Here is a 23,079-nt window from a genome sequence, read left to right as displayed (position 1 = left end):
ACATAAAAGCAGCCGATTGGCTGCTTTTATTTTACGCGTTTTGTCCCTAAGTAACGCGCACTCCAATAAGAATTGCTCATACTGCTCACTTCTACGCCGTCGCTTCCGCTATGAATGAACGTACCGTTCCCTAAGTATATACCCGCATGAGATGCACCTTTTTTATAGGTTTCAAAAAAGACCAAATCACCCGTTTTTCGTTTGGAACTTTTTACAAATGACGTATTCCCGCTCGACCAGAGACCTGCAACTGTTCTAGGAAGAGCCTGTCCGTTCTGTTTAAACACATAATTGATGAATCCGCTGCAATCAAAACCGCCAGGAGCGCTTCCTCCCCATTTATAAGGGGTGCCGATGTACTTCATGGCTTCCTGGACAACCGATACATCCGTACTTGATACGGGATCTTCTGAGCGAACCACGCCTTGCTTAACTTCTCCTGCGAGTTTCAATGTTTGACCAATATAGATCAAATCAGAGGACAAACCGTTAAGTTGTTTTAACTGGTTAACCGTCATCCCATTCGAACGACTGATTCCCCATAACGTATCCCCTTTTTGAACCTTATAGGAGCCTTTAAGAGTAGGCGTGCTCTTACTTTGTTGAACTGGTGCTGGCGGAACACTCAGAACTAGCGTTTGGCCCACATAAATGATATCGGACGAGAGCCCGTTCATCTGCTTCAAATGGCTCACTGTCATCCCATTCGAACGACTGATTCCCCACAACGTATCCCCTTTATCCACTCTGTGTTGCGTTGCTGCCTCAGCGGTTTCTGCAAACACCATAATCCCCATTGTTGCTACCCCTGTGATGATCAACCGTTTTACATTCTTCATAACATTCTCCTCGTGTTTTTTCTTTTATTAAACACGATTACGAGATAGTGGTCTACCATTTTTTGTTCGCAATCTATTAAAATCATTTATTAACATTCCCAAAACCCTCGCTAATAAAGGTTTTTATATAAATATTACATTTATGTTTCAATAGAATAAAACAAAAAAAGAGGTTCTAAGAACCCCTCCTTTTGACGCATCACTTTTTATAAAATTCGATTCGTGCCACTCCATCGTTTAGAACATTCCCCCCATCGAAAAAGACGCTGAGATCACCAAACCCTTCTTCTTTTAAAGCATCATATATATCTTTGGTATACAGGGGATCATGGAGCTTTTCCTCTCCTCGCCCATAAAGAGCAAACTCCAAATGCTTGATCTCAGGATAATCCCTGATCATGTATGCCTTTTTAGGGATGGCTTCTTTTTCTCCCTGATGAAGGACGAAACCCTTCTCCTTTAACACAGAAAGAACTTTCCGTTTAAGGTGTTCCACTCTTTATCACCCCTTTAATGGTTTCAATAGACTTTTGTTATTAGGATCTATTTTTACTATATGAACAAGATGTATACTTATGAAAACTTGTTTTTCCATAATCTGATCCTCTTGGAGCTGTTTCTGGCAAGGTTGAACAAGAGGCAAAAAGAAAAGACCCGTTCGGAGGTGTTGACAGCACGCTCTGAAGGGGGTTATTTGATGTTTTGGTTAGGACAATTAATCCCTATCGGACGATCTCACGGATTCCCGCTTGTCTACCTAAATCTCACCTCATGTTTCAACAAATGAAAGGTGGTCATTACTATGGTTTTTAGCATCCACCTCATGATCTTTTTAAACATTTTTTATTCCACTCGCTCCCCCGAATGCTACAATGATCGTAACAGAGAGGAGGGATGACCTATGAAAGAAAAAAGAGCGCATTTTAGAATCCCCTTAAAACACAAGCACGTCCCCATTACCACCTACACAGAGAAAGGCTTATATTCTGGTCTATTGCAAGATTTAAGTAAAGGTGGCGTGGGATTTGTATCACGCGAACCGATTGAAGGGACAACCATAACCGTCTATTACACCTATCAAAATCAATTTTATCGCGAACTGGTGGAAGTGAAATCTATTATTAAAATAAAGGACGGATACCGCATTGGATGTGCTTTTACGGGCATCCCTTCCGTCTTAAAGAATCAATCTCTCGACTGGACCCCGCATCCGTCTGCGATGAGCGCATTTGCCATGTAAACAGATCAAAAATTTGATCTGTTTTTTCTATTTTATCTATTCATCGTCATAAGACTCTTTGCTACAATACGCAAAACATTAGTTAGGAGCAACTCTTATGAGGCTAATCACCCATGATGGAACATTTCATGCAGACGAAGTTTTTGCGTATGTGTTTTTAAAAGAATTATTCCCACACGCCCCTCTTATTCGGACGAGAAACCTATCCCTCATTCAGGAAGATGACATTGTTTTCGATGTAGGGGGAGGCTTGTATGACCACCATTCCATCCAAAAAACGTATCGGAATGGGATCCCTTATGCTTCTTCAGGCTTGGTTTGGAAAGATTATGGCAGGCGCATTATTCAGAAGCATGGCGTTAAACGCCCCGTTGCCTTGGATAAAATACACCAACTAGTTGACGAACGGCTCATTCAGGCTTTGGACGCCCATGACAACGGATACGATATCTCCGCTAGTATGCCTCTGTTAAGCACTTCAGACATTATCATGCTTTACAACCAGGACAAAGATCATGGTTTTGAAGAAGCCGTCCGATTCGCTACGCAATTGTTTCGAAACCTGTTACGCAAGCTTAAAGCTTCAACAGACGCTTATGGAATTATAAAAAAAGCGTTACGAAACAGAAAAGATCGCGAGATCCTCCTGCTTCCTTGCTCATGCCCATGGGTCGGTCCCTTGCTTGACCTCGATAAAAAAGAAGATATACAGTTCGTGATTTATCCTGATGATACAGAAGGCTATCGACTCCAGGTTGTGCCCAAACGGGTAGGCACTTTTGACCCGAGAAAAACCCTTCCGCCTGCATGGGCTGGCAAAAATGGAACAGAATTAAACGCGTTAACAGGTATACAAGATGGGATTTTTTGTCATGCAGGCCTTTTTATTGCAGGCGCTTTAAGCATTGAATCTACATATCATTTGGGTCAGATTGCGGTAAGGGAAGGGATCGAATCCTGATCCGCAAAGAATTGAACTTTTTTGATCCGCCTCTCTGTTTTGCAATTATGATGGGTGATATAAGGAGGGAGGATTAAAAATGAAACATTTTTTTGCTCACTTACCTAATGGGGACATTGTCCGAAAAACACAGGTGCATGATGCGCTGTATTCGATTATTTTAGCTTTGAAAAAAGGCAAAATTCCTGATATTGAGATCGATATTATCACAAAAACCCTTTCTAAAACCATTCTTCTTCACGACTGGGAAGACGGTTTTTATCCGATATTTGATTGCGGAATCGAGATCCGTTCTGTTTAGCTTGCATTTTCCAAAGAGGGGGATCCCCTCTTTTTTTATTTTTCCTCTACCAGAAGACATATCAAACCAAGCATGCTCATAGGGTAGGCCAAGGAGGTCTATTCTGTGGCGCATATCGTTACCATCAACCATTTAACAACGGAAATCCAGCAGCAATTACACCTGCTGTCCTCGAAAACGAGAAACCAGCACTTCATAACCTTATCCGACGAGGGATGTATTGTATTAAATGTTTTTTTTCCACTTCACCCCGTTATGAGAGCACTAACAAAAGAAAACATTCCCTTCCAATACACCAATACACACCTTTAATTGGGCGCAACTCCTCTTCCGCCTTGGCATACCATGGTAAAGAGGAGAGAGAACATGTTCACGTTACACGCATTCAATCTAAGGATGGGCTTGCAGCGGATAACCGACAACGTTCCGCTGATTCAATGCCTTTTATTGCTGAATAGCGGCGGGTAACCGCACAGCTCATTGACCTTCCAATGAAGGTCAATTTTAATTTGGAAAAAAGAGAGCGGAACGCTCTGAAGATAAAAGGGATATTATCCTTTTTATGGAATGGATATGCAAAGAGGTGGAAAGCGAATATGAGGAAACGTATGTTCAAGAAAATAACTGCCATTGGTTTTATTTTTACCTTATTCTTATTGGTTGGATGCGAGAAAGAAAACCCTCAGAATCGAATCCCAATTAACCCTAATACCGTTATACACGAAGGAGAAGGGACGTTTTTAGGCTTTTTCGGAAACGATAAGATGGATGTTTTGTACAACGAGAAAAAACGAATGTTTACGATTACGAAAGATGTGAAAGAGTTGTCCAATAGTTTAAAATCTGGAGACGAACTCTCTTTCACCTACACCCGTAATGAGTACGGGGACATGTTTTTGAAAACTCTTGTTATAACAGCCGCTGTTTCAAATCAGAGTCCTCCACCAGAAAAAAAATCAGAAAAAGATGAAAATGAATCCATCACGACTTCAACATTCATGTCCGCATCCCTGGAACCAGAACTTTCCTTAACAAACAACAAAATCGTCTATACTTCAAATGAGAGCAACTACGTTCTGGTAGAACCTTTGCCTGCTGATACCGAGATCAAACCAGAAAGATGGCATGCGGCGGGTATTTTAAAAGAGATCGGGGATTTAAAAGAACTCAAAGGAGATAAGATGCCCGATTCTTATTTTAAAACCGCTTCATTCTTGTTTACAGCTTCTAATGACTCCCTCAAACAATACATTGCTGTAAAAGAAATTGATCACAAGCTGTACAGATTCACCATCAACTTCACAAACGGAAGCACAGGCGAAGACGCCGAATCATTATTATGGAAAGCTCTTCATACCATCGAAATTAAAAACCCGTCATGACATCATGAACGGGTTTTTAATATTTTTGGGTATGCACCATTTCTACTCATCTCTCAAGATAAGGCATAGGATCAACAACATTGGATTTTTCATAGTTCCATAAACCATCTTTATGAATTTCAAAATGCAAGTGCTGACCTGTCGAATGCCCTGTATTTCCCATATAACCGAGCAACTGACCTCTCGCGACGATTTCCCCTACACTCACTTCCCGATTTCTCATATGGGCATAGAGTGTTTCGTATGTCTTTCCATCAAAATCGTGTTGTACGAATACAACATTTCCGTAGGAACTTGATTCATAAGACCTCCGCACCACACCGTCCGCGCTTGCAACAATAGGAACAGTACCGCTTTTAGCTATATCAATACCATTATGATTTACACCCCACCTTGGTCCGAAAGACGATGTGTAACTCCCTTGAGCTGGGTGCATGAATTGACTTACGCTTACAGCGATTTCATCACCAATTTGAATAACATCCGTTAACCCAGGATTCCACTCTTTCAATTTATCTACGCTCACCTGGTACAGCCCACTTATGGCATACAACGTATCACCACTTTTCACAGTATGATAGATCGGGTGCATAACCGCATCATCCACAACAGGAGGGGTCTCCACGACAGGCTCTTCCGTTTCGGTTGGTTGAGATGTTTTCAGCATCTGGTCGGTTTTAAGTTCATTCGTATGTAAATTGTTCCAATCTATTAATTTCTGGTAATCGATGTTTATTTTTTCACCAATCAGATACAAGTAGTCCCCTTTTTGAACGTAATAAACCGTTTCTCCATCATAAGTTGGCTGAAGATAATCACCGTGCACATACCCCACAACGGAACCACTTCTTATCTTCCTCCATTCTCCTTCCTCTTGAAGAACATCCACCCATCTTCCCGTTTCTAACTTAGAAAGAATCGGAGCATTGATCGAGGCACTTTCTCTTACATTCAAGTGCTCATCCCCTGTATGTACAAGACGCATATAGAGCACTTCTTCTTTTTCTGTTTGAACGACTTCCTGTTCTTTTATCACTGGTTTTTGAATCGATATCTCCTTGGTTTTTGCATCATAGGATACCTTTGACTGGAATCCTTCACTGACAAACCGAATCGGAACGAAGGTTCTTCCTCCTACCAGGGTTGGCTTCGTATCCATCTCTGACACCTTATTATTAATCGTATACTGTTTATTATTAATGGTAAGCTTCATAACCCTTTCTTTGTTCGTTACCGTCACAACTTTAGCTTTGCTGTCCCATTTCACATCATACCCCAGCCCCTCGCTAATGAAGCGAACAGGAACCATTGTTCGATTATCTGCATTAACATAAGGTTTTTGATCTGGAAATTCAACGGACTTGTTATCCACTTTCACAAGTATAGCAGATGCACTCTCCATCAATAAGCAAACCGTCAATGCGCTCGTGACGACGACCTTCCTCCATTCTTTTCCCATAATCTCCCTCCTTTAAAAACGCTCCTTTTATGCAGGCAGCGTTAACCCTTCACATATTTAAATACAAGGGACTGCCTTATTTTCTTTTAAATTGTGTTAAAATGTTTCCGTACAAAGGAGGAGATAAAATGAGCTTAAACCCTCAACAACAACGTGCAGTAAAGCATCGTGACGGTCCCCTGCTTCTATTAGCTGGCGCTGGAAGCGGCAAAACAACCGTTCTTATGCATCGCATCGCTTCCATGATTCAGTCTGGCATTCATCCCTGGCATATTCTCGCCGTTACCTTTACGAATAAAGCAGCAAAAGAAATGAAAGAACGGATAACCAAACATGTACAGAGGGATTTGGTTAAGGATGTTCACCTGAGCACTTTTCATTCGTTCTGCCTTGAAGTACTCAAACAAGAATCCTCTTTTTCATTCGAGGTAACAACACCTCAGCACGCAAAAACGGATATGAGACAACTCTTGAAAGGAAGAACAAGAATAAAAGAAAACACCGTACTCGGGTACATATCGCTATTAAAAAATGAAATGATCGACAGCCGCACCTACCTAAGCTATCGTTCCAGGAACCCCTATATCGAATGGGCCAACGTAAAAAAGATCCTCACTAACATGGATCCCTCTCACAAAGAAGTATTAGATTGGGCCTATGAGGCGTATGAAGAGGTAAAAAAAGAAAAAAGTCTTTATGATTTTGATGACCTTATCCTTGAAACCATTCACTTATTTTTGCATCACCCACATATTCTCAAACGATACCAAAAACGTTTCCAATATATTATGGTGGATGAATATCAGGATACAAACCGCTCCCAGTATGCTTTGATGCACCTTCTTGCTTCTTCCCACCGCAATATAGCCGTAGTAGGAGATGACGCTCAATCGATTTATGCCTTTAGAGGCAGCGACATCCGAAACATCCTCCAATTTGAGCAAGACTATCCCGAGGCTGTCACGATTAAGCTGGAAGAAAATTATCGTTCCACAAAAGCCATCCTAAATGCTTCTAATGAGCTGATCTCTCATAACACAAAACAACATCCTAAACACCTTTTCACATCCCATCAAACAGGGGACCCCGTATCCATTTACAGAGCGGACGATCCTCAAAATGAAGCCGATTACATCGCTGAAACCATCTTATCCCTAACTAAAAATAAAACCTATTCATACAACGACTTTACCGTTCTGTTTCGTTCCAACTCGCAAAGCGCTCCTTTAGAGAACGCATTCCGAGATTGTAACATTCCTTACGTTCTTTTATCTGGGCAGGGCTTTTTTGAACGAGAAGAAATTCAAGACATCCTTCACTACTTATACTTCATTCACTCTCCTTTCTATACCGCCTCCTTTGATCGGATTATCCGAAAACCCAAACGGCGAATAGCGGAAGCCACCATAAAAAAGATCGTAGAGAGAGCCTACGATCAAGATCTTTTGCAGGTCCTGCAAAATCCAGAAGGAATCGTTCGGATGCAGAAAATTGCAAAAAATGAAGCTATTCAATTCGTTTCCATGATTACGTATTTACAGGAAATCGCGCAATCCAATAGCGTATCCAGAGTAATAACTGAATTGCTCCGTTTAACAGATTATGAGAATAAAGTTCTTTCAAATTATAGCGAACATATAAAAAATGAAAAAAAGTCCAATATCAGCCATCTGCTTGAATCTATTTTCACGAGGGAAAAGAAAGAACAACGCACCATCAATCTGAAAAACTTTTTAGAAGAAATCACTCTCTATAATGAAAAAACAGCGGACAAGAAAGAAAGCACATCCGTTCAACTTATGACGATCCATGCATCCAAAGGACTTGAATTCCCTTATGTGTTTGTTTACGGTATGAATGAGAATCTTTTTCCTGCTTATTACGCTATTAAACCAGGCGATCCTTTCGCTACCTATGAAAACCAAGAAGGCGTTGAGGAAGAACGCAGGATGTGCTATGTCGCTTTTACAAGAGCACAAAAACACCTAAGCTTAACGTTTTCCCGTCAGCGATATAAAAAAAACGGCGAAGCCATGGCTCTGCTCCCGTCCCGTTTCTTACATGAATTTCGTACCGATCACAAACGACTTACCCAATAAGCCTCTCTTAGGGCTTATTTTTTTCTTGAAATCAGTTCATCAACATGATGGCGAAATTCTTCATCCTTCGTGTACTCCCGAACCAGCCATAAAACATTAAAAATAAGCATTCGTTGAGTATATGTGGCATTTTTAATTTCTACTTTTTCTCCCAAACCGTTAATCAAATATCGTTCCATCAATGGAACCAAGGCCTTAGAGACAAATGAAGGTGTTACCTCTTTGATATCCTTAAAGTCCAGCGAAATCCGCTTCCCCTTTTTTAACTCTTTTTGAACCAAATCCACTAAGATGGCCCCGTGAAACTTTGTGAGCCGATCTGTTTTAAACCAATCAAGTAACACATATTCCATTGACCTCTCCCCCTTGCCTTATCTATTGTTACACCTTTCCTGGTTTTCCTAGTTTTAATTGCGGATAGGTCATATAGAAATGTTGTTTCGTTTGTTTTACGCTCACCACATAGACATCAACCTTTTTGGTTTTATCGCTTGTTTTAAACCCGATTCCTCCACCTTTCCACTGGTCATTCAGTTTTAACGGATCGGTTGTCCTGATCCGAACCGTCTCCCCCGCTCCGTTTCTTTCTATGACCTCCAATTGCACAACCCCTTTCCCTTTCACCTCGACTTCAATTGTATAGGTCTCCTCCCCTTTGATATCCTCCAGTTGAACATAAGCACCTTCGCCTCTACCCGCTGTTTCGACATAAACATAGTCTGACAATGGTTGAACAACCCCTCCATGAGGGATCCATGTATTTGCTATTCCGATCATTGAAAGCAGTATAAACATCTTCATTCTATTCACTCCTTTTTTCTTATCGTTCTCTTGTTTCAATCCTTTCATTCCTCCCCTGATTGACAAGGAATATTGCCCCTTATTACGAGAGAACGATAAGCGAACAGAACAAATATTTATAATAAAAAAACTCCGAAACCCCGAAGTTTTTTCTTGAGTCCATCCATAAACAACAAGCACTACTCTTCAATCGGTTCCAGATAATATAAATGCAAGGCTTCAGGTTTAAGCAAAGTGATTGTTCGCTTCGTCTTGTATCCTTCCGCTTTTATGGTGACCAGAGCAGGAACAAAGTTGCTGTTTGCATAAATAAATCGCCCTTTTCCCGACAAATCAGACGTGAACTTAAGAGGCAGCTTCGGGAACACATTCACTTTCGCATCACGGACAAACTCATCTTTCACAAGCGGGTCTGTTTTTACCTCTATAATCGTCTGATACACATGATCATTTTGATAATAATGAAGACCTCCACCTACAATCAGACCAGCTAAAACAGCAATCAAAAACCCCCTAATCATAAATCCCCCTCCTTTTTTAACGTCTTACCACCATTCCAAAAGGCGTTTCTTCAGATGGTTATATGGATCAGGAGCGTAGAGGCTGTTAAAAAATAAGCGATCATAGAGATCCTGCAACAATCCAACATCAACCAACCCCACTTTCTCCACTTTTTCAACTGCCGCTTCTATACACTTATCCCGTTCCCCGAATTGTTTGATCCATTTCCAACGCATTTCATAATCTGCTCCTGTTAGCTGTCCTAAGATGCGAAACACAATTGCGTTATCAGGGCTCCCTAACGTTTTTCCTTCAAGCAGATTAACCACCCATATATCATACAAAAGACCAATTTTTTCAAACCTATTGTTCATTCCCGAGCCCCCCTTTATAGCAAAATAGCAAGCATGTTCGTTTCAATCTAGTTTTTACCATCATTTCTTGCGAAACATTTTCCCTTGTCTCGTTTTTCTGTGGTATAAGGTTTAGAAGAACATAGGTATAACACTAAGGAGGAAATACGTGATGAAAACCAATATAAGCTCGTATACAAATAAAGAACAGGTCGAAAAGGATTTAAAAAGAATGGGGTATGGCATTCATATTGACCTTTGTAAAGTGATGACGGAATTTAACCTTTTAACTATTGAAGAAAGACGATCAATCTTAACCGATCACCTTAGATTTCAACCTTCGTTTGTTAAGGACGTGTTTTACGCATATGGGAATCGCCCAAACGAATTGAACCAACTTCTTGAGTCCAAACCTCTAAGAATTGAATACGACCGTTTATATCTAAACCGAGACACATCCGTATCCGTATAAAGCGAGTTTTCTCGCTTTTTTTATTGACTTTTACCTTGTTTACTCTATATTTAAATGACCTAAGAGGTGCACCCTTTTAAATTCGCTGACTTCTCACTGCACCTCTTAAATGACCCCAGATAATACAATGATAAAAACTCATATCAAAGATATGAGTTTTTTGTTGACATCACCCAATTACCGAATATAGTGATGAGGAGAAGTTAGCACACTGAAGTTGACGGACTTGATCAATCAGTTAATTTCACAGAAAGCCACCTTAGGCTGATCACCTGAGGTGGCTTTTCTGTTTCTCTCACTTGTTCCTTGCCTTTTCTAGCAAACCTGGCAATTCATGCTGTTCAATAGACGTGTGCAAGAGTAAATGTTCAGCTATTGTTTCCACTACTGAAAAATGAGTTTCCATCAGCATTTTTGTTTCTTGATAAAACTGGTCCCTTAAATGTTTTAACAAATTTTGTAACCACTCCGCATTTTCATCCAACTTTTCAACATAGAGATTCTCTGCCCCCTCGCTCATCCCATATCTGGCAACATAAGCGAGAAGCTGTTGATTTGCTTGCTGGAGATCACTCATAGCTCCCGTTGTATAGTTGCCGCCCCCCATAAGATCCTCCACGGCTCTCCCTGCTAACATCATCATGATGTCATGCTTGATATCTGTTTTTGTCAGCATAGCCTTTTCTTCGCCAGACGGGGACACGTGCCCTAATGACTCACCGTGAGGAGTGATTGTGATATACGCGACCCCTTTATACCCTTCTTTATGGAGCAATATCCTAGCAGCCGCATGACCTGCCTCGTGGTAAGCCACAAGCCTCTTTTCCTCCTCTGAGATCCTCCGATTGGTTTTAACGCCTGCCACGATTTCAGAAAAAGCTTCTCGTAACGTTATGATGGTAATGGTTTTCTCTTGCTTCCTCTTAGCAATCAATGAAGCTTCATTCACTAATTTATCTAAGTCAGCATTTGAGAACCCTTGTGTCTGCTGTGCCAGGACGCGCGCATAATTGGTTTTCAAAACCTCTTCGCTTACAACCTTTTTCTTTTTGTTCAAGTACAACGAGATGATCGCTTCTCTCTCTTGTAAATTTGGTCTGTTAATATGAATGATGCGATCAAATCGACCCGATCTTGTTAACGCCTGATCCAGGACGCTTGATAAATTCGTGGCTGCAATAACAATGATACGCGACTCTTTTTTAAATCCATCCATTTCTGTTAACAATTTATTGATGGTCTGATTTGTTTCCTGAACCGTACGATTTTCCCGTTTCATCCCCACTGCATCAATCTCATCTATGAATAAAATAGCTTTCCCCTGTTCTTCTGCCTTTTTGCGAACCGTCTTAAATATCTTCTCAACTCGACGCGCTCCACTTCCTACGTATCGATCTTCTATATCCGACCCAGAAAGTTGAAACATAGGCGTATCGGTTTCTCCAGCCAATGCCTTCACAAACAAGGTTTTCCCCATACCAGGCGGCCCTTCCAATAAAATCCCCTTTGGAAGCCTGCTCTCATAGTGTTTGTAATCATCTGGATTGCTCAAAAAATCAACCAGCTCTTTAAACATATCCTTCACATAATCATAACCTGCTATATCCCGAAATGTTGTTCCCTCTTTTTGAACCTCTTCTACTTTAAAACCGCCAAATCCATCCGAAAACATACGGATAAAAAACAAGAGTAAAAGCAAAAAAATTCCGAGGCGAAATAGCTCAACAATCTGAGTCGACTTGGATGTATCACTTGATTTAAGCGTTACGTCTACTCCAGATTCTGATAGCCGTTGCACAAATTCTACATTTTCACTAATAAACAATTTAGGCAATTCTACAATGTAGGTTACCTCGTCCAGCTCATACGTCAATTGATTGGTCTTTTCAGAAACAAAAACTTCATTAACGCCGCCAAACTCTTTATGTTCAACTTTCTCCATAAATACCGAGAACGGCTCTTCCTCTTCCTTTTTTTCCTTCTGGTGGTAGACCATCAACAGAGCAATTCCCACTAAAACAAACACCCCCACCCAAAACCCTTTCTTCTTGAGTGCCTTTTTTAGTTCATTCATAGACCCACCCCTTTCCCACGTACTACTGTATTTTCATACAGATAGCAACCTTTCCCATAAATTGTTTGACGTAAATATGTTTTTTTATTTTCTATACACAAATAAATGCAAAATACGCTAATATATAGATGTTCAACTATTTGTAAAAAGAGAGGGAGATCATATGAATGCAGTATGTAAACATTGCGGAGGAGCACCTGTCCAAGCCATTCTAGAAATTCGGGTAAACAACTCCAAACAACCACTGCCCTTATGCGCATCCTGTTTTAAAAAAATCAACAAGAGCATTCCCCCAAAACCTATCGGTACCATGGAAGAGCTGATGGATTTTTTATTTAGAAGTGCAAAAGATGAAGGTTTCCCGTCATATGACGAACATTCGACCCCTCGTTCAGAAAAAGGAGACAAAAGCACGAAAGTACGTGAAAAGAAGCAGGTCCAGGAAGGAATTTTAGAACAAGAGGGGCGCAATGTGACAAGCGATGCAGCGGAGGGCAGGATCGATCCTGTCATCGGCCGTTCAAAAGAAATTGACCAGGCGCTTGAGGTTTTAAATCGTCGAAACAAAAACAACCCCTTATTTGTAGGGGAAGCAGGTGTTGGAAAGACAGCCATTGCAGAAGGCATTGCCCAGCGCATTGCTGAAGGCAATGTTCCTGAAAAATTACTCAATAAAGAAATCATTTCCCTGTCTATCAGCAACCTCGTAGCGGGAACCTCTTTCAGAGGACAATTCGAACAAAAACTCAAACAACTCGTTGCTGAATTAAAAGAACGCGACAACGTGATTTTATTCCTAGACGAAATCCATCAAATTGTCGGAGCTGGATCGTCTGAAGGGGCAACAGACGCAGCAAACATCCTGAAGCCTGAACTAGCTCGAGGGGATATTAAAATTATGGGCGCAACAACAATAGCCGAATATCGAAAATATATCGAAAAAGATGAAGCGTTACAGCGTCGCTTTCTCCCTATAATGGTTGAGGAACCTTCTGCGGAAGACACGATTGAAATGATCAAAGGAGTCAAAGACCGTTACGAAAACTACCACAACATTATCTTGTCTGATGAGGTTATCGAAGAATGCGTACATCTTTCAAAACAATACATACATGATCGGCACCTTCCTGATAAAGCTTTTGATTTAATTGATATGGCAGGGGCAAAACTCAACCTTCAAATGAGCGAAGACCCTCAGAAAGAAAAAAAAGAGGCACTAGCTCAACTTGTTGCCCGTAAAGAGGAATGCATTCAACAACAAAAATTCGAAAGAGCGGCAGACTACCGAGATCAGGAACTAAAACTTCGGAAAACGATTGAAATGGCCGAATCCTCAGGAGAGTACCAGGAGGCCAAGCGGGTTACAAAAGAAGAGATTCAAAAACTAGTTGAACGACAAACGGGCATCCCTGTTCGAAAACTTCAAGAACAGGGCAAAGAACGAAACATCCTTCAAAATCTGCACCAGAGCTTATCATCGGAAATTATCGGTCAGGACCACGCGGTTAAAAGCGTATCAAACGCAATCAGAAGAAGCCGAGCAGGCCTCAGAAAGAACAAACAGCCCATCGCATCCTTCTTATTTATAGGTCCGACAGGAGTAGGGAAAACCGAACTGTCAAAAGCCCTTGCGAAACATCTTTTCGGCAGCGAAGAAGCATTGATCCGTATCGATATGAGCGAATACATGGAACCTCACAGTGTATCCAAACTTATAGGATCTCCTCCAGGTTACGTGGGATACACCGAACAAGGACAGCTGACAGAGAAAATCAGAAGATCGCCTTATTGCATTATCCTTTTAGATGAGTTCGAAAAAGCTCATCCAGATGTTCGTAATATTTGGTTGCAGGTGCTGGCGGACGGCCAGTTAACGGACTCCCACGGTCGTAAGGTTTCCTTTGACAATACGGTTATTATCGCAACAAGTAATGCAGGAGAGGACGCTCGGCACAAACACACCTTGGGCTTTGACTCAGGTGATGCAACGCAGCAATTAACGGCCATCGAAACACTCAAAGATTCTTTTCCTCCTGAACTCCTGAATCGCTGGAGCAGTATCATTCAATTTAATCGACTAACGATTGAAGATGTAAAGACTATCGCGGGTCTCCTTATGGACGAACTCCAGGAAACATTAGCGGGTCAATCCATTACCATCAAAGTGACTGATCATGCCAAAGAACGGTTGGCGGAGATGGGGTACAGCCCTGAGTTTGGAGTAAGACCTTTGCGTCGAGTCATAGAAGAATACGTGGAAACAGGCATTTCTGACATCCTGATCGACGATCCTGAAACATCTCATCTTCTTGTAGAAACTAATCAACAAAACGAGATCGTCGTCTCGAAACGATAAGAACCGCTTACAAGCGGTTCTTTTTTAAGGATTTTTCTTAAACTCGGCTAATACATGTATAAAACGGTTACATAGAGGTGTTTGCATGAAGAAACTTTATTTTTTTGTATCTTTTTTGATCATCCTCGCAACAAGTGTTTTTCTCTTTCTTCCGCCCTATTTCGAAGTTGACGAAGGAGACGTAGATATTTATCACGGAGCATCAGTCAAACAAATCGCTTCTCTCCTGGAAGAATTCGACATCATTAAAAACAAAGACATTTTCTACTACTACATCCGCTTCAGGCAGCTGTACGAAGAAAAAACGAAGGAATCCGCATTCCCCGTTGATTTCAAAGAAGGCTCCTACACCATTCAATCAGGTGACTTCCATTCTCTCATCGATCAATTAAACGAGGGCTCCGCTGATACGGCTCCTTCTTTCGTCGTTACCATTCCTGAAGGATCAACCATAACAAAAATAGCGAAAATTATTAGCGAATCAGGATATGTTACGGAACAAGAATTTCTTGACTATGTGAACCATCCTGACACGTACCATACTCTTAGAGACACCTACACCTGGCTCCCCCCTTTGCGGGAAGAGGTCATTCTTTATCCGTTAGAAGGATACCTTCAAGCTAATACGTATTACTTCCCGCAAACTCCATCTGTTGAGAAAATCGTGAGAATGATGCTCGAGGAAACGGATGGCTGGTTGGAACGAAATGCATCGCTAATTAATAAGACAGGCTTTTCGTTTGTCGAGGTCCTTACCCTCGCTTCTGTTGTTGAAGCAGAATCAAAGTTTACAAGAGACCGCCCAAAAGTCGCCCAGGTTTTCCTGAACCGATTAAAACAGGGGATGAAATTAGAAAGCGATATGACCGCCGCCTACGCCAACGGTGAACACAAAGTCTTTATGTACAACAAAGACATTAAAACAAACTCCCCCTATAATACGTACCACACAAGCGGACTTCCCGCTGGTCCAATCAACAGCCCTAGTTCAGAAAGTTTTGTGAGTATCCTTAAACCAGAAGGTGAAGGTTTTAAGGCTCTTTACTTTTACGCCAAACCAAACGGAGAAACCTTTTATGCGGATACTTTTAATCAACATGAACAAAACCGAAAAAAATACGAGCACCTTTGGAAAGAATTAGAGAAAGCTGCGGCCCCGTAAGCCACAGCTTTCTCTAATTCATTTTATCTTCGATACGGGCTATAAACCCCCTCTCCCCACCTGGATTGCCATCTATATATCGCTTTACGTTTTCTCTGATATAATTAAGGTCGCTGGTCTTTTTCTCATAGGTATGGAGAGCTCGAAGAAGTTCTTCTTCTTGATTTTTTGAACCCAACAAATCCACAACCGTTTTTTTCACCTTTTCACTCCTCTATGGAACAGCATAAAACACCTTTTATGAAATCCACCCTAAGACGGTTTCGAGCCCCTTCAAAAATGCACTTTCGACGTAACGCAATAAAAACAAAGCAAGAATAGGCGAAAGATCAATTCCTCCTATCGGTGGAATCACCTTTCTGAAAATCCCCAGATAAGGTTCTACAAATCGTTCTAGCCATCCTATCATTTTGTGTTCTCTCAAAGGCGGTATCCACGAACTGAATATGTATATGATAATCATAAAATAATACACTAAAAAGCCATAACTTATAATGGCAAACACCCTATCATCCCCTCCGACTTACTTTCTTGTAAAAAAACGATTGCTCAGCTTTAAACCCGTATCGAGATGGATGGAAGATCTGTTCTGTACTCCCTACAAACAAGTATCCATCAGGTTTCAAGGACCGATGAAAGCCGTTGTACAAATCCTTCTTCGCTTCTTCTTTGAAGTAAATCATGACATTTCGACATACAATCAATTCCCACTCCTCTTTCTTAAAGTCTTCCTCTTTAAGAAGATCCGATTGTCTGAACGTGACACACCTTTTCACTTCTGGTAAAACTTCATAATCCCCATCTTCCCTCTTCCTAAAATATTTTCTCCTAAAGCGATCTCCGCAATTTTTCATCCCTTTTTCGCTATAAACTCCCTGTCTTGCTTTCTCTAAAACGGATTCATCAATATCTGTGGCATATACTTTTATGTATTCTAAGGGCAAAAACTGATTGATAGTCATAACCAACGAATAAGCTTCTTCCCCTGTCGAACATGCCGCGCTCCAGCATTTAAACACTTTATTACGATCCAAAATTCCTGGAAGCACAACCTCTTGAAGCGTTCTCCAATGCTTCTCATTCCGAAAAAATTCGGTCACATTAATGGTTATCCGCTCTAAGAACTCTTTATATACTTTTGGGTCTTTCACAATCGCATCCAAGTAATCATCGAACGTTTGAAACCCTTTTTTTATAAAGAGGCTTTTGACTCTTCTTTCCATTTGATCCCGTTTGTAGTTGTTTAAATCGATCCCGACATGCTTATAGACTTTTTTCACAAAAATCTGGTAATCCCCACACATGCACTCATCCCCTTTTTCTCCCTTGCCTGGTACGAAAGTTTGCAGTCATCCTTGTTTTTTATACTATAAAAACCTTATATTTCCTCTTCTTCATCCTTGTATTTGAAACCGCTTCCGAAAGCAAAAGAGAGGATATCTCACCCCATTCGACGAACACCTAAATACCTTAATCCAGAGGTCATCACGAGGGAGGGGATACAGGTGGACATTGTTCGAATGGGCGAATACAAACTAACCACACAAAACCATATTTTGAGAACGAATGCGCTTGGCTCTTGTGTCGCCCTAATTCTGTGGAATCCACAAAAAAAGAAAGGCGCCATGTCGCACATCATGCTCCCCTTTCCAACTTCCAACCAACCCCCCTCCCTGTTAGGGAAATATGCCAGCACGGTCATCCCGCAATTGGTGTATTGCTTAGGTAAAGAAGGGACGCAAGCCATGCTTTTTGGCGGGGCAGCTATGTACACACCCGAAAATCAGCCTCGTCTAAATATCGGAAAACGAAACACAGACTTCACAATTGACCTACTCCGACAGATCAACATCCCCATACTTTACTCCCATATAGGCGGAACGGTATCAAGAAGTGTTGAGTTTGATTCCTCCAAACAAAAGGTAACGCTCTTTCTCCCTGAAAATAAAATCGTCATCCGTCATTTTTAAAGGCCCTTTTCAAAGGGCCTTATGTGTTAGATAAAACATGATGGTCTCATAAAAAACATACGTGTTGAATATAAAGAACCCCAGTCCCCAAAATCTGGCTGATATCCACGTCAATTCTTTCAAGGACGTGGCATCCCCAGCATTCTTAGGTGTTTTGAATGCCATTTTCATAATTCCAAAAGATGATATCCATGCTTCTGACACAATAATGACCGCAGCGGCCAGCATAAGACCAGAAACATAATTCGTAAGTCCGAAGTAGATCAGGATTGATATACAAGCCAGGACAGAGATCACCCACAACATTCCGTACAGATTCCGAATCCAAAGCACTAAACTTAAGACGAGCAACGTCGACAGCGCCCAAAACACATAGATGCTTTGTCCATTCAATACCGCAAACATAATCCCTGAGCCTACAATCGCTTCAAACGGATACCCCGATAAGGTGATCAGAATATCGGAAAAGCGACCTCGGCTATACGTGATCACATCTCCCCCTGTGTTTGCATGCAAATGAATGCGCTTGACTTTCCCTTTCAGGAGCAACGCCATAAATGAATGCCCTAATTCATGCACAAACGTATTCAATAGTTTCACATACTGCTTAAGAAACGGAATAAACAACACGAGACATATGAACCAAATCATGCAATCCTCTCCTTTTTATATTGCGTTTTTCATTTCTATCAAACATAACCCAGAGTACCTCTTCAAAATCTACGATTTAGTGGGGGAATGGGTCTTTTTTATCCCTCTCCCTAATGTTCCCCCTCCTTTAAGCATATACTAGAAACAGAGGAGGTGAAAAAAATGACTTATGAAACTCAACAGATTTGGATTAAGAAAGGCCATAAGATGTACGGCTATTGCCAGTCTTCCTGCCAAAACGCAAAAAACATGTACAATACAACCAACTTTTATATACGGCAGGTATTCACGGCTTTTAAAAGTGAAAAACCGTTACAGCCTCTTCAAGAGGAGGTTTTAAACGAGATCAAAACGAACCTTGATGGGATGAATGAGAATCAGCTCCTTGCGTACAAACGAAAGCTAGAAAAAGAGAATAAGAAACCAAAAGAGGAACGCAAAGAGATTAAAGCGAATCTGTTCCAATTGCCAACAAAAGAGAAACCGTTTCTTTCGTACGGCTTTTTAGATGCCCTGTTTAAGCGTACAGGTCAGGCTGACTATCGTTCCCTTCCCACCCAATCCAGTCAGTGGATTATGAAAAGCGCCTTCGAGGACTGGAAAAATTTCTTTAAGTCGCTTCGGGACTATAAAAAACATCCCCATAAATATAATGGCAGGCCCAATATCCCAGGGTACTCCAAAGCCAGTCAAAAAGAGCTTCTCCTAACCAATCAGGACTGTACAATCAAACAGGATAGGTATTTAAAATTCCCGAAAACCAAAACCAAGCTCAACATCGGAAAGCTTGGGTATAACGGGAAGAAACTGAAACAAGTTCGCATTATTCCGAAATACAATCACTACGTAATCGAGGTTGTATTTCAGGGAGAGGAAAAAGATCTTTTAGAGGACAACGGGCGGTATATGGGGATTGATCTAGGCGTAAACAACCTTGCAACCATCATTACAAACACAGGGATGACCCCTGTTTTGTATAAGGGCAAGCGCGTAAAAAGCGATAATCACTTCTACAATAAAAAACGTGCTCATTATGTTGGGATTCTTCGGCGTGGACAAAACGAAAAAACAGGTTTGTTTTCATCCGCACGTTTAGAAAGACTCCACCGTAAGCGCTTTTTAAAACTTAAGGATCAGTTTCATAAGGTGAGTCATGGAATTATCAGGATCGCCTTAGAGGAAGACGTAAACACGATCGTCATCGGGGAAAACCTCGGATGGAAACAAAGCGTCAAAACAGGCAAAAGAAACAATCAAGCGTTTTGCCATATCCCCCATACCCTCCTCATTCAAATGATCCGTTACAAAGCGGAACGCCTTGGGATTACCGTTAAACTCACAGAGGAAAGTTATACGTCCAAAGCGAGCTTCCTGGACGGGGATGATCTCCCTCTCTATAAAGAAGGCGAAACCCATGCGTTTAGCGGGAAACGTGTCAAACGAGGGTTGTACCGTACGAAAAACGACATTTTGTTGAATGCCGATGTAAACGGAGCCTGTAATATCCTAAAAAAAGTAGTTCCAGATGCCTTTAAAGGGCTGGACGGAATAGAGGGGTTGTTTGTGTCAACTCCATGGGTGTTAAGCGTCCGTTAGGACGATACATCTGAAACCCCTTCAAAATGCATAGCATTTAGTGGGGGAGTATTCATGGTTTCCGTTATGCGCTTATTCACAAGCACAACTCTCCCTTTATACAATAAAGCCATTCGATCCGCTTTCTTCTTATGAAAGAAACGCTGCTTTTCAAGCTGATCATGACTGCTGTTTAATACTTTGCAGTATGTTGAATGGATGTCGTATAACGTTATTTTTTTCCTCAACTTCTTTCACCTCCACCTTTTACTCAGTATAGCGTGAAAAAGGTAGCATCAATAATAAAACTCCCTTTTATATGAACTACGAAAAACCGCATTCTTTTGGAATAAAAAAGAGTCCTGAAGTAGCTCAGGCCTCTTTTTTGAATACCCTATTTCTTGTTCTTATTTAGCAAACCTCTCCCATTTAGCAATGCATCTAACTCGTTGGACAATTCATTGTGATGAACCACTTCCATAATCTCTTGATTATTTTGAAATCTGCCCATTTCGTATTTTTTGTAAAGATAGTTTACCAATTCATACAATGACAAATCCTCATAGGTATACACATAAAAACCCATAAAGTAATGAATACCAGACTCTTCAATCATCTTTTTCTTAGAAGCAAGAAGGCGACTCCCTTTTGAAGTTAACGAAATTTCTCCCGAATGATTGATAATGCCTTCCAAATCAAGCTGCCTTAAGTCTTGTTCCAACTCTTTCGAATAGGCTTCAACATTCCATTTGACAAACGAATAATTAAACGTGGTTTTATCCTGATTACGCCCTTCTTTTTGAATCATAAAAACCATATTCCTCAACTTTTCTTTGCTTATTTGTTTAGACATTGCTATAAGTTTCATTACGAACCATTTATTTTGAACTTCCCTATTCACTAATAGCACCCCTCTGTCGGTCTCATCATATGGTTTCTTTCTTTTTTTATGCGTTTATTCCTTCGCTGTTCTGGCAGGAGTTCCTCTAAAACTTCACCCCAGCTCTTTTTGGAGTGTGCGAATATGGTTCAGACTGCCGCTGACGATTAACCGATCCCCTTTTTGCAACATCGTATCCCCGTGCGGAATAATAGACTGATCCCCTCGTATAACTTTAATGATCAAAACATCACCAAGGAAAGGAACACTCCTCAATGGAACAAAATTGAATTCAGCCTTTCGAATAGCCACTTCTCTTACAGTTTGCTCCCCGTCCATTAATTCCATCAGGCCTGGATAAGAGACGAACGTCTTAACCAATATTTGTGTTGACGTTAACGTTGAGAAGGTATGAAACCCGTTTTTCTTCATGTCTTCGCTTCGCTTCGGATCTTCTATTCGTGTTAATATACGCTCAATTCCGCTATCAAAAGCCCATTTTGCAATCGTCTCGTTTAAGCTGTCATTTTTAGTTCCGCATATAACCATCTTATCTTGCGCTTCAAACGCTCTGGTTATGGTTTCATTATCCAGAGAATCCAATTCAACAATTGGAAATTGGTGCTCTTCTTTCGTTTCCAACTTTTCCTGTCTTTCGCTCAAAATCCTTACGTTGTATCCTTCTTGCATCAAGTCTCGCGCAACTGGTAATGTAATACGGTTTACCCCTATAATAGTGACTCGTTCCACTTCTTGCTCTTTATGAAACGAAACAGCGTTGAATAACATGGGTGAAACCAAACAGATGACAACGGAAACTAAAATCATAGCAGATGCAAATTCATTTGTGATCATGCCCATTTGAAGGGCGATCTCTGTGGCAGCAATGACCAAACTTAACGTAGAAGTCAACAAAGCACCCATTCCGAGCATTTGAGGGAGAGTGAAATGCTTTCTCAAAAGAAACACAGGCAAAATTTTCACCATGTACATGACCCCCAGAAGAAGAGGCATGAGCAAAAGCATGCTTTTGTCTTTCATTAAAAGAGCGATATCAATGTTTACCCCTACCATGACAAAAAATATAGGGATCAAGAATCCATAACCAAAGGAATCCAATTGATGTTTAAATGACTCATCTGGAGACAAGAGGGAAACGATGACCCCTGCCAGAAAGGCACCGAGTATACTTTCCACGCCTAGACTTTCTGAGAGTACAACAAAGAAAAGAACAAGCGCGAACACACCTCTCACACCCAGTTGTACACTGCCTCTTTTTAATACGTCGAAAAAGGCAAAGGAAAGCAGCGGTTTCGCAAAATAATACGTAACAAACACCATGACAAATAACAAAAGAATAAGAATCGATAGTTCCCGCTCTTCAGAACGTATTGCCACGTATAAAGCCAAAAGAATCATAGAAACAAAATCCGCTATGACTGACACTAAAAGAATGGTCTGCCCTGTTTTGGTTTGAAGTAATCCCTTTTCTTTCAAAACTGGCAATACAACCCCAAGGGAGATGGTCGAGATTAATATCGTCATAAAGAGAGGATCCTCTACGACACCATAAACATATAAAAGGTACGAAGACCCGCAAGATAAAGCCAGAAGCCCCCCATAGACCAGACTCGCAGCCAGGAATGGATTGTACCCTCCTTTTCTTTTTCGATCAGGAGATCGCTTAAAATCAATCTCCAACCCACTGAGAAACATTAAATAGATAAAGCCAAGCATCGACAAAAGCTCTAACCAAGAATCACTTTCAATAACGTCTAACCCACTTTTCCCCAATAGAATACCAGCAATGATTTCCGCTATAACAACAGGAATAAAATGCAACCGAAATCTATGTAAAACAATCGGAATGATAAAGGCAATTCCTACAACAACCATTAACGATAACAACGAATCATGGTGCATAAGACCCCCTCCTTTTTTATATTCACTACCTTCTGAATGTACTTCTCTAATGAATTGAACATTTCTTTATTTTATACAAC

25 protein-coding genes are annotated in these 23,079 nt (G+C 41.0%); 10 read left to right on the top strand and 15 right to left on the bottom strand.

What is annotated here, in order from left to right; all coding sequences use genetic code 11:
- Window positions 1-26: 26 nt before the first annotated feature.
- Both IMZ31_RS24725 and IMZ31_RS21785 read right to left on the bottom strand, forming a co-directional pair.
- On the bottom strand, window positions 27-839 hold the full coding sequence (locus tag IMZ31_RS24725) for a C40 family peptidase (protein WP_207530544.1): 813 nt from the start codon (window positions 837-839) through the stop codon (window positions 27-29).
- A 199-nt stretch (window positions 840-1,038) separates the two neighbouring features.
- A complete protein-coding gene (locus tag IMZ31_RS21785; protein WP_207530543.1) occupies window positions 1,039-1,335 on the bottom strand; it encodes a hypothetical protein in 297 nt (98 codons plus the stop codon).
- Window positions 1,336-1,740: 405 nt separating this feature from the next.
- On the opposite strand from IMZ31_RS21785, the gene IMZ31_RS21780 reads away from it, so the two are divergent.
- From IMZ31_RS21780 to IMZ31_RS21765, 4 genes are all read left to right on the top strand, one after another.
- The gene (locus IMZ31_RS21780; RefSeq protein WP_207530542.1) at window positions 1,741-2,079 is read left to right on the top strand and encodes a PilZ domain-containing protein; all 339 of its coding nucleotides are present in this window, start codon (window positions 1,741-1,743) and stop codon (window positions 2,077-2,079) included.
- A gap of 97 nt (window positions 2,080-2,176) precedes the next feature.
- A complete protein-coding gene (locus IMZ31_RS21775; RefSeq protein WP_207530541.1) occupies window positions 2,177-3,040 on the top strand; it encodes an MYG1 family protein in 864 nt (287 codons plus the stop codon).
- 79 nt (window positions 3,041-3,119) lie between these two features.
- Window positions 3,120-3,341, top strand: coding sequence for a hypothetical protein (locus IMZ31_RS21770; protein WP_207530540.1), 222 nt, complete (start codon window positions 3,120-3,122; stop codon window positions 3,339-3,341).
- A gap of 596 nt (window positions 3,342-3,937) precedes the next feature.
- The gene (locus IMZ31_RS21765; RefSeq protein ID WP_207530539.1) at window positions 3,938-4,723 is read left to right on the top strand and encodes a hypothetical protein; all 786 of its coding nucleotides are present in this window, start codon (window positions 3,938-3,940) and stop codon (window positions 4,721-4,723) included.
- Window positions 4,724-4,769: 46 nt separating this feature from the next.
- Here IMZ31_RS21765 and IMZ31_RS21760 read toward each other — a convergent pair whose 3' ends face one another.
- Window positions 4,770-6,182, bottom strand: a complete 1,413-nt coding sequence (locus tag IMZ31_RS21760) for a stalk domain-containing protein (RefSeq protein ID WP_207530538.1) — start codon at window positions 6,180-6,182, stop codon at window positions 4,770-4,772.
- A gap of 128 nt (window positions 6,183-6,310) precedes the next feature.
- Between IMZ31_RS21760 and IMZ31_RS21755 the strand changes: the two genes are divergently transcribed.
- Complete coding sequence (locus IMZ31_RS21755) at window positions 6,311-8,281, top strand: ATP-dependent helicase (protein WP_207530537.1); 1,971 nt, start codon at window positions 6,311-6,313, stop codon at window positions 8,279-8,281.
- 14 nt (window positions 8,282-8,295) lie between these two features.
- Here the strand turns inward: IMZ31_RS21755 and IMZ31_RS21750 are convergent, their stop codons facing one another.
- The 4 genes from IMZ31_RS21750 to IMZ31_RS21735 all read right to left on the bottom strand — a co-directional run bounded on the left by IMZ31_RS21750 (window position 8,296) and on the right by IMZ31_RS21735 (window position 9,957).
- The gene (locus tag IMZ31_RS21750; protein ID WP_207530536.1) at window positions 8,296-8,634 is read right to left on the bottom strand and encodes an STAS-like domain-containing protein; all 339 of its coding nucleotides are present in this window, start codon (window positions 8,632-8,634) and stop codon (window positions 8,296-8,298) included.
- Window positions 8,635-8,662: 28 nt separating this feature from the next.
- Window positions 8,663-9,082 carry a hypothetical protein gene (locus IMZ31_RS21745; protein ID WP_207530535.1) on the bottom strand — a complete coding sequence of 140 codons (420 nt, stop codon included), beginning with the start codon at window positions 9,080-9,082 and terminating at the stop codon, window positions 8,663-8,665.
- Window positions 9,083-9,261: 179 nt separating this feature from the next.
- Window positions 9,262-9,603 (bottom strand): hypothetical protein, encoded by a 342-nt coding sequence (locus IMZ31_RS21740; RefSeq protein WP_207530534.1) that lies wholly within the window; start codon window positions 9,601-9,603, stop codon window positions 9,262-9,264.
- 24 nt (window positions 9,604-9,627) lie between these two features.
- Window positions 9,628-9,957 carry a hypothetical protein gene (locus tag IMZ31_RS21735; protein WP_207530533.1) on the bottom strand — a complete coding sequence of 110 codons (330 nt, stop codon included), beginning with the start codon at window positions 9,955-9,957 and terminating at the stop codon, window positions 9,628-9,630.
- Between the two features lie 151 nt (window positions 9,958-10,108).
- Between IMZ31_RS21735 and IMZ31_RS21730 the strand changes: the two genes are divergently transcribed.
- Window positions 10,109-10,408 carry a hypothetical protein gene (locus IMZ31_RS21730; protein WP_207530532.1) on the top strand — a complete coding sequence of 100 codons (300 nt, stop codon included), beginning with the start codon at window positions 10,109-10,111 and terminating at the stop codon, window positions 10,406-10,408.
- A gap of 295 nt (window positions 10,409-10,703) precedes the next feature.
- On the opposite strand, the gene IMZ31_RS21725 is transcribed toward IMZ31_RS21730, so the two are convergent.
- Window positions 10,704-12,482, bottom strand: a complete 1,779-nt coding sequence (locus IMZ31_RS21725) for an AAA family ATPase (protein WP_207530531.1) — start codon at window positions 12,480-12,482, stop codon at window positions 10,704-10,706.
- 163 nt (window positions 12,483-12,645) lie between these two features.
- Between IMZ31_RS21725 and IMZ31_RS21720 the strand changes: the two genes are divergently transcribed.
- Together IMZ31_RS21720 and mltG are read left to right on the top strand one after the other, a co-directional pair.
- The gene (locus tag IMZ31_RS21720) at window positions 12,646-14,838 is read left to right on the top strand and encodes an ATP-dependent Clp protease ATP-binding subunit (protein ID WP_207530530.1); all 2,193 of its coding nucleotides are present in this window, start codon (window positions 12,646-12,648) and stop codon (window positions 14,836-14,838) included.
- 85 nt (window positions 14,839-14,923) lie between these two features.
- Window positions 14,924-16,000, top strand: a complete 1,077-nt coding sequence (mltG, locus tag IMZ31_RS21715; RefSeq protein ID WP_207530529.1) for an endolytic transglycosylase MltG — start codon at window positions 14,924-14,926, stop codon at window positions 15,998-16,000.
- Window positions 16,001-16,013: 13 nt separating this feature from the next.
- Here the strand turns inward: mltG and IMZ31_RS21710 are convergent, their stop codons facing one another.
- From IMZ31_RS21710 to IMZ31_RS21700, 3 genes are read right to left on the bottom strand one after another with little or no spacing between them, the layout of a single operon-like run.
- Window positions 16,014-16,202, bottom strand: a complete 189-nt coding sequence (locus IMZ31_RS21710; protein WP_207530528.1) for a hypothetical protein — start codon at window positions 16,200-16,202, stop codon at window positions 16,014-16,016.
- A gap of 36 nt (window positions 16,203-16,238) precedes the next feature.
- Window positions 16,239-16,475, bottom strand: coding sequence for a YggT family protein (locus IMZ31_RS21705; RefSeq protein ID WP_371825519.1), 237 nt, complete (start codon window positions 16,473-16,475; stop codon window positions 16,239-16,241).
- A gap of 34 nt (window positions 16,476-16,509) precedes the next feature.
- Window positions 16,510-17,304, bottom strand: coding sequence for a CheR family methyltransferase (locus IMZ31_RS21700; protein ID WP_207530527.1), 795 nt, complete (start codon window positions 17,302-17,304; stop codon window positions 16,510-16,512).
- Window positions 17,305-17,505: 201 nt separating this feature from the next.
- Here IMZ31_RS21700 and IMZ31_RS21695 point away from each other — a divergent pair, with 201 nt between their 5' ends.
- Window positions 17,506-17,970, top strand: coding sequence for a chemotaxis protein CheD (locus IMZ31_RS21695; protein ID WP_207530526.1), 465 nt, complete (start codon window positions 17,506-17,508; stop codon window positions 17,968-17,970).
- 9 nt (window positions 17,971-17,979) lie between these two features.
- Here IMZ31_RS21695 and IMZ31_RS21690 read toward each other — a convergent pair whose 3' ends face one another.
- Entirely contained in the window at window positions 17,980-18,621 is a 642-nt protein-coding gene (locus tag IMZ31_RS21690; protein WP_207530525.1) for a M50 family metallopeptidase, read from the bottom strand.
- 162 nt (window positions 18,622-18,783) lie between these two features.
- Between IMZ31_RS21690 and IMZ31_RS21685 the strand changes: the two genes are divergently transcribed.
- Complete coding sequence (locus IMZ31_RS21685) at window positions 18,784-20,217, top strand: RNA-guided endonuclease InsQ/TnpB family protein (RefSeq protein ID WP_207530524.1); 1,434 nt, start codon at window positions 18,784-18,786, stop codon at window positions 20,215-20,217.
- Here the strand turns inward: IMZ31_RS21685 and IMZ31_RS21680 are convergent.
- From IMZ31_RS21680 to IMZ31_RS21670, 3 genes are all read right to left on the bottom strand, one after another.
- Window positions 20,214-20,444, bottom strand: a complete 231-nt coding sequence (locus IMZ31_RS21680; protein ID WP_207530523.1) for a hypothetical protein — start codon at window positions 20,442-20,444, stop codon at window positions 20,214-20,216. The genes IMZ31_RS21685 and IMZ31_RS21680 overlap by 4 nt on opposite strands.
- A 146-nt stretch (window positions 20,445-20,590) precedes the next feature.
- Window positions 20,591-21,097: a hypothetical protein gene (locus tag IMZ31_RS21675; RefSeq protein ID WP_207530522.1), complete on the bottom strand. Its 507-nt coding sequence runs from the start codon at window positions 21,095-21,097 to the stop codon at window positions 20,591-20,593.
- Window positions 21,098-21,190: 93 nt separating this feature from the next.
- Window positions 21,191-22,999, bottom strand: coding sequence for a monovalent cation:proton antiporter family protein (locus IMZ31_RS21670; RefSeq protein WP_207530521.1), 1,809 nt, complete (start codon window positions 22,997-22,999; stop codon window positions 21,191-21,193).
- Between the last annotated feature and the right edge of the window lie 80 nt (window positions 23,000-23,079).

This window comes from Pontibacillus sp. ALD_SL1 (genome assembly GCF_017355605.1).
The sequence above is the reverse complement of the archived record's forward strand: the minus strand, read 5'-3'. Positions and strand labels throughout refer to the sequence as shown.

Coding starts and splice junctions, on each gene's coding strand:
- IMZ31_RS24725 (WP_207530544.1), bottom strand. CDS start 839: ATGAAGAATGTAAAACGGTTGATCATCACAGGGGTAGCAACAATGGGG.
- IMZ31_RS21780 (WP_207530542.1), top strand. CDS start 1,741: ATGAAAGAAAAAAGAGCGCATTTTAGAATCCCCTTAAAACACAAGCAC.
- IMZ31_RS21775 (WP_207530541.1), top strand. CDS start 2,177: ATGAGGCTAATCACCCATGATGGAACATTTCATGCAGACGAAGTTTTT.
- IMZ31_RS21770 (WP_207530540.1), top strand. CDS start 3,120: ATGAAACATTTTTTTGCTCACTTACCTAATGGGGACATTGTCCGAAAA.
- IMZ31_RS21765 (WP_207530539.1), top strand. CDS start 3,938: ATGAGGAAACGTATGTTCAAGAAAATAACTGCCATTGGTTTTATTTTT.
- IMZ31_RS21760 (WP_207530538.1), bottom strand. CDS start 6,182: ATGGGAAAAGAATGGAGGAAGGTCGTCGTCACGAGCGCATTGACGGTT.
- IMZ31_RS21755 (WP_207530537.1), top strand. CDS start 6,311: ATGAGCTTAAACCCTCAACAACAACGTGCAGTAAAGCATCGTGACGGT.
- IMZ31_RS21750 (WP_207530536.1), bottom strand. CDS start 8,634: ATGGAATATGTGTTACTTGATTGGTTTAAAACAGATCGGCTCACAAAG.
- IMZ31_RS21745 (WP_207530535.1), bottom strand. CDS start 9,082: ATGAAGATGTTTATACTGCTTTCAATGATCGGAATAGCAAATACATGG.
- IMZ31_RS21740 (WP_207530534.1), bottom strand. CDS start 9,603: ATGATTAGGGGGTTTTTGATTGCTGTTTTAGCTGGTCTGATTGTAGGT.
- IMZ31_RS21735 (WP_207530533.1), bottom strand. CDS start 9,957: ATGAACAATAGGTTTGAAAAAATTGGTCTTTTGTATGATATATGGGTG.
- IMZ31_RS21730 (WP_207530532.1), top strand. CDS start 10,109: ATGAAAACCAATATAAGCTCGTATACAAATAAAGAACAGGTCGAAAAG.
- IMZ31_RS21725 (WP_207530531.1), bottom strand. CDS start 12,482: ATGAATGAACTAAAAAAGGCACTCAAGAAGAAAGGGTTTTGGGTGGGG.
- IMZ31_RS21720 (WP_207530530.1), top strand. CDS start 12,646: ATGAATGCAGTATGTAAACATTGCGGAGGAGCACCTGTCCAAGCCATT.
- mltG (WP_207530529.1), top strand. CDS start 14,924: ATGAAGAAACTTTATTTTTTTGTATCTTTTTTGATCATCCTCGCAACA.
- IMZ31_RS21700 (WP_207530527.1), bottom strand. CDS start 17,304: ATGTGTGGGGATTACCAGATTTTTGTGAAAAAAGTCTATAAGCATGTC.
- IMZ31_RS21690 (WP_207530525.1), bottom strand. CDS start 18,621: ATGATTTGGTTCATATGTCTCGTGTTGTTTATTCCGTTTCTTAAGCAG.
- IMZ31_RS21685 (WP_207530524.1), top strand. CDS start 18,784: ATGACTTATGAAACTCAACAGATTTGGATTAAGAAAGGCCATAAGATG.
- IMZ31_RS21670 (WP_207530521.1), bottom strand. CDS start 22,999: ATGCACCATGATTCGTTGTTATCGTTAATGGTTGTTGTAGGAATTGCC.